This is a genomic window from Mesorhizobium sp. M7A.F.Ca.AU.001.01.1.1, assembly GCF_004022735.1.
Taxonomy (GTDB): Bacteria; Pseudomonadota; Alphaproteobacteria; order Rhizobiales; family Rhizobiaceae; genus Mesorhizobium; species Mesorhizobium ciceri.
Genome location: NZ_RZPF01000525.1, coordinates 1 through 4778, shown reverse-complemented (window position 1 = coordinate 4778; position 4778 = coordinate 1). Strand labels below are relative to the sequence as shown.

The 4778-nt window shown below is 60.1% G+C and carries 4 protein-coding genes; 3 read left to right on the top strand and 1 reads right to left on the bottom strand.

The window, feature by feature from the left end:
• Positions 1–212: 212 nt before the first annotated feature.
• Entirely contained in the window at positions 213–1562 is a 1350-nt protein-coding gene (hemN, locus tag EN884_RS26120; RefSeq protein WP_063169226.1) for an oxygen-independent coproporphyrinogen III oxidase, read from the bottom strand.
• 152 nt (positions 1563–1714) lie between these two features.
• Between hemN and EN884_RS26115 the strand changes: the two genes are divergently transcribed.
• From EN884_RS26115 to EN884_RS26105, 3 genes are all read left to right on the top strand, one after another.
• A complete protein-coding gene (locus EN884_RS26115; RefSeq protein WP_024502861.1) occupies positions 1715–2458 on the top strand; it encodes a Crp/Fnr family transcriptional regulator in 744 nt (247 codons plus the stop codon).
• Between the two features lie 494 nt (positions 2459–2952).
• Positions 2953–4572: a cytochrome-c oxidase, cbb3-type subunit I gene (gene ccoN / locus EN884_RS26110; protein WP_063169225.1), complete on the top strand. Its 1620-nt coding sequence runs from the start codon at positions 2953–2955 to the stop codon at positions 4570–4572.
• The coding region (locus EN884_RS26105; RefSeq protein ID WP_206617638.1) for a cbb3-type cytochrome c oxidase subunit II at positions 4572–4778 on the top strand (207 nt) is incomplete at its 3' end. The genes ccoN and EN884_RS26105, both read left to right, overlap by 1 nt.

Below are 4778 nucleotides of genomic sequence, written 5' to 3'. Positions count from 1 at the left end.
GCCGCCGGCTACAACTTCTCCCTCCTGCTCAGGTGGCTGAAGGGGTTTTTGTCGCTCTTGATTGCCCTGCTTCAAATCCGGCCGAAGCCGGTCGCCGCTTAGGGCTCGGATTGTTCACGGTCGACGATTTGATGCGGTAGTCGCCTATGAGCGGTCAAAACGAACGCAGCTGGTTCGCCGATCGACCAAACGGCGAGCGCACTGTGCTTTGCTCAGACCGCCACCGAGTGCCTCGCCGTTCCCCCTTTGAAATATGTATCGAACTTGGCCGCGATGGTTCGAATGAAGGGGCGACTTTCAGTCCGTACGAGGAAACTGTCACCATCGAATTCAAGCGCTCGGGCAGGATCGTGGAGTGCGATGGACCTCGAGCGATGAAGGAGCTGCTCGCCGGCTTTGCCGAACCGCTCCACCAGGTCGACTGCCGAGAAGGCAAAATCACACATCAGCCGCTCGATGATCCAGCCACGGACGCGATCGTCGTCGGAAAGGGCAACGCCGCGGACGGCAGCCAACCCGCCATCCGCAACCATGCGCCCGTACCCGGCAGTCGAAGCCATGTTCTGCACGTAGCCTTGGCGAAAACGACCGATGGACGAAGGGCCAAGTCCGATCAGTGTCGGGCAGCGATCCTCAGTGTAGCCCTGAAAATTGCGATGCAAAACCCCTGCGCGGGCCGCTATGGCCAGCGCATCGTCGGGCTTCGCGAAATGATCGAGTCCTATTGCCTCATATCCCTTGGCGACAATTGCCCGCGCCGCGAGTTGAGATTGGGCGAAACGCTCAGTGGGACTCGGCAGCCATGCCTCGTCGATCATCGTCTGATGCTTCTTGAACCAGGGCACATGTGCGTAGCCGAACAGGGCCATCCGGTCTGGCTCCAAGGTCAGTGCCTGCGCCACCGTGGAACAGATCGTCTCGCGTGTCTGATTCGGGAGCCCGTAGAGCAGGTCCAGATTGACCGATTCGACGCCCCGCGAACGAACCCCGTCGACGACTGCCTTGGTCTGCAAAAAACTCTGCTCACGATTAATTGCTTTTTGCACTTGCGGATCGAAATCCTGCACGCCGAGGCTCGCCCGCGTTACGCCGATTTGAGCAAGTGCATCAAGGCGCGCCTTGTCCATGTCGTTGGTTTCGATTTCGATGCTGACCGTAGCATCCGGGAGAAGGTCGAAGCTGTCCCGCAAGGCCGCTCCAAGAGCAACCATATCATCGGGCCTCAGAATAGTTGGCGAACCGCCACCGAAGTGGATTGCACGGACATGTGCCTTGCCGCTCACCAGACCGGCAATCGTGACGATTTCGGCATTCAGCGAGCGCAGATAAGCGGCCACCGGCTCATATTGGTGCGTCTGCTTGGTGTGGCAGGCGCAGAACCAGCAGAGCTTGTCGCAGTAAGGAATGTGCAGGTACAGCGAGATTTCGTCGCCGCTTTCCAGCGTCTCCAACCAGCCACGGTAAATGGCAGCATCGATCCCCGAATGGAAATGCGGCGCCGTCGGATAGCTGGTGTAGCGTGGGACGTTCTCGCTGAGTTTGACAGCTATTTCCGATTGCATCTCGCGTTCACCGTGTTGCCCGCCGGAACACTGCACGCATCGCTGAAGCAGACCCTGATCTCGATCAGCCGCGCTCATGGACAAACCGCCGCAGGATTTCTCTACCCTGGATGGGTATCCTGCCGGCAGTTAGGATCGGGTAAGGCGAACGCATGACCTTTCGGCAAGACATTCATAGTTCCGGCATTCCTGTTCTTTGCTTCCCTTGCGAGGCACGGCGTCGCGGTGTCTGCGGTGCGCTCGATCCAGACAATTTGGTTGGGCTCGCCAAGACTTGCTCGCGTCGCCGGATCGAGTCAGGAATGGAGTTGACCGGCGAGGCACAGAACGTCGACAGCTACTCCAACGTGCTTTCAGGCGTGGTAAAGCTATCAAAGAGCCTGTCGGATGGGCGCCAGCAGATCGTCGGTCTCCAGTTTGCACCGGATTTTCTGGGACGTCCTTTCAAGGAGGAAAGCTCGATCAATGCGGAAGCGGCAACAGCAGTCACGCTGTGTTCGTTTCCGCGAGCGGCCGTCGAACGGATGATGAAGGCGTCACGGGAATTCGAGCATCGCCTGCTCAAACAGACGCTGAATGAACTCGATGAGGCGCGCGAGTGGATGGTGACGCTGGGGCGCAAGACAGCTCCGGAAAAGGTGGCGACTTTTCTCCTCATGATGGCCCGGAATATCGATTCCAGTCTCGATGCGGCTTCCGGGTCGGCCTCCTTCGATCTGCCGCTGACGCGTGCCGAAATGTCTGATTTCCTTGGAATCACCAGCGAGACCGTGAGCCGCCAACTGACGCGATTGCGGGCTGACGGGGTGATTCGGATTGAGAACGCACGCCATGTGACGGTGGACAGCATAAGCCGTCTGGAGAAGCGCTGTGGCGGCGGACGCGAGCGGCCCTAAGCGGCGAGGCCATGTCGCATGACTCCGGGGCGGGCCGTGTTTGCCTTTTAATGCGATGTCGCCGCGCCTTCGACGAAGCGGCGTCACGGTTGTCGAGACAAACAGCTTTCGGGCTTTGATAGGAACGTGACCAATCGCCAGGTGTGTTTCGGCACATACCGGCGAAGCATGGTCCTTAATCTGCCACGGCTCGGCGGAACGATCGCGTTCGTTTCCAATGGGATCCGAACAACGTTTGGCAGGGCATCGGCAATAGCATCCAACGCGCGCAGAGCCTCAGCTTTCGCCTCAGCGATCGCGTCTGCGCCCGCCCAACCCAGGGAACGCCTTCCATGAGGGAGTGAGCCCGCGCTGCGTTCCTCGTTCATTCGCCACCTGCTGATTGCGCCGCACAAAATCGTGCGGCCTGACATAGATCAGGGCGAGGGGGCGGCGGCTGCGCGATTAGTGCGCTGCGGATTTGGCATCCACCAGATTCGAGATCGGGATCTGCAATGAAATTCGGCACAGAGATCGTCCTTCTAAGCGTGTTCGCTTTTGCGGCCCTGGTGGCCGCCGGCTTCGGCGTGGATGAACCTTTCCGCCGACACATGTGGGTGTTGTTCTTCGCAGTGGCTGGTTTCACTGCGATCCTGTTGCGCAACACGGAGTTCAGGCCAGCAGCTCCGATTGACCCATCCGCTTACATGGATGGTCCGATCCGCTACGGCGCGATCGCCACCGTGTTCTGGGGTGTCGTCGGCATGCTGGTCGGCGTGGTGATCGCGCTGCAGCTCGCCTACCCCGATCTCAACATCCAGCCCTGGTTCAATTTCGGTCGTTTGCGGCCGTTGCACACATCCGGTGTCGTTTTCGCCTTCGGCGGCAACGCGCTGCTTTGCACGTCTCTGTATGTCGTGCAGCGCACCTGCCGCGCGCGCCTCTTCGGCCGTGATCTCGCCTGGTTCGTCTTCTGGGGCTACCAGCTGTTCATCGTCATGGCCGCGACCGGCTACCTGCTCGGCATCACCGAGGGCCGCGAGTACGCCGAACCCGAATGGTATGTGGATGTCTGGCTGACCATCGTCTGGGTCGCCTACCTCATTCTGTTCCTTGGCACGATCCTGAAGCGCAAGGAACCGCATATCTACGTGGCCAACTGGTTCTACCTGTCGTTCATCGTGACCATCGCGATGCTGCATGTGGTCAACAACCTGTCCATACCAGTCTCGTTCCCGGGCTCCAAGAGCTACTCCGCCTTTTCAGGGGTCCAGGACGCCTTGACGCAATGGTGGTACGGCCACAACGCGGTCGGCTTCTTTCTCACCGCCGGCTTCCTCGGCATGATGTATTATTTCGTGCCCAAGCAGGCGAACCGGCCAGTCTATTCGTACCGGCTGTCGATCGTCCATTTCTGGGCTATCATCTTTCTCTACATCTGGGCCGGGCCGCATCACCTGCACTACACCGCCTTGCCCGATTGGGCGCAGACGCTCGGCATGGTGTTCTCGATCATGCTGTGGATGCCGTCCTGGGGCGGCATGATCAACGGCCTGATGACGCTGTCCGGCGCCTGGGACAAGCTGCGCACCGATCCGATCATCCGCATGATGGTGATGGCCGTCGCCTTCTATGGCATGTCGACCTTCGAAGGCCCCATCATGGCGATCCGGGCGGTCAATTCGCTGTCGCATTATACCGACTGGACCATCGGGCACGTCCATTCGGGTGCGCTCGGCTGGGTCGGCATGATCTCGTTCGGCGCGATCTACTACATGGTCCCGAAGCTCTGGAACCGTCAACGGCTCTACTCGCTGAGGCTCGTCACCTGGCACTTCTGGCTGGCGACACTCGGGATCGTCGTCTACGCCGCGGTGATGTGGGTGTCCGGCATCATGCAGGGCCTGATGTGGCGCGAATATGGCGAGCAGGGCTTCCTGGTCTACTCCTTCGCCGAAACCGTCGCCGCCATGCACCCCTACTATGTCCTGCGCGCCATCGGCGGCGCCATGTACCTCTCCGGCGCCCTGATCATGGCCTGGAACATCACCAGGACCATCCTCGGCCACCAGCGCGAGGAGGAGCCGATGCCGAGCCCCGTCGCCATCCGACCTGCGCGATCAGGAGCCAGGTAATGGGCTTGATGGACAAACACGCAATCATCGAGAAGAACGCCACGCTTCTTCTCGTTGGCTCGCTGCTCGTGGTGACGGTCGGCGGCATCGTCGAGATCGCGCCTCTCTTCTATCTCGACAACACGATCGAGAAGGTGGAAGGCATGCGCCCCTATTCGCCGCTCGAACTTGTCGGGCGCAACATCTATATGCGCGAGGGCTGCTAC